We start from the raw sequence: 1,026 nt of genomic DNA, 5'->3' as shown, positions 1-1,026 counted from the left end.
TGCGCCGTGCGGACGACGCGCTGCGGGCCGGGATCTGGCAGCTCGAAGGCGGTGCCGTGCCGCGGCCGGACGTCGTACGCAGGGGCGCGCGGCAGGCCGTCGAGCGGGCGGACCTTGCGCTGGCCGAGCGGCTGGCGCGGGCGGCACGGGACGCGGAGCCGGGGCCGGAGGCCGACGCCCTGCTCGCCGAGATCCTCGAATACCGGGGCCACAGCGCGGAGGCCGCCGCCGTCCTGTCGGACGTGCCGCCGCCGGGCCCCGAACGGGTGCGTTGGGCGCTGGCCCGCTCGGACACGCTGTACTTCGGCTCGGGCGACCTCGCGGGCGCCGAACGAGCGCTCGACCTGGCGGGCGGCGACCTGGCGGAGGGCAACAGGACGTGGATCCTCCTGTTCGACGGGCGGTGCGAGGCGGCGATCGAGGCGGCCGGGCGGCTGCTGGCCTGGGAGTCGGCGGACCCCCAGGCGGTCATGTAGGGCCTGGTGGCGGCCACGGCGTCGGCCGGTTTCCTCGGCCGTCCCGACGAGGCGGACCATTTCCACGACCGAGGGCAGGCGCTGCTGGCGGCGCACCCGGGCGAGTACCCGTGGGGTGTCGTACAGCTCGGCCTGGCCCGGTGCCTGGCCTGCCTGGCCCTCGGTGACCTGGTCACCGCGTGGGAGGTGGCCGAGCGGGACTACCGGGAGATCCTGGCCGGTCCAGCGCCGCTCATGTCGGCCGGGCCGGTCGGCTTCCGCGGGCTCGTCGAGTGCGCCCAGGGACGGCCGGAGACCGCCGGACGGTCGTTGCGCGAGGCCGTGACCGCGCTCCAGGGCCGCGACACGATCCGGCTGACCGGGACGTTGATGTCCGGGCTCGCCACGGCGAGCGCGCTGGCCGGGGACGCGGCCGCCGCGCGGTCCTGGGTCGAGCGCGCCGCTTACCGGGACAACGGGGCCAACCGGCTGTTCGCGCCCTGGGCCGTACTGGCGTACGCCTGGGCGACCGCGGCGGCCGGGGAGTCGTCGCCGGCCGTGGCGTCCGCCG

The 1,026-nt window shown here is 77.4% G+C and carries 2 protein-coding genes; both read left to right on the top strand.

Annotated features, from left to right (window positions below; translation table 11 throughout):
* A partial coding sequence (locus ABD844_RS49190) for a hypothetical protein (RefSeq protein WP_344895812.1) occupies positions 1–476 on the top strand: 476 nt, incomplete at its 5' end.
* 6 nt (positions 477–482) lie between these two features.
* Positions 483–1,026 (top strand): hypothetical protein (locus ABD844_RS49185; RefSeq protein ID WP_344895809.1); only part of this gene is annotated, 544 nt, incomplete at its 3' end.

Source organism: Nonomuraea antimicrobica (genome assembly GCF_039536965.1).
Lineage (GTDB): Bacteria > Actinomycetota > Actinomycetes > Streptosporangiales > Streptosporangiaceae > Nonomuraea > Nonomuraea antimicrobica.
This window is presented reverse-complemented; position numbering and strand designations above follow the sequence as displayed.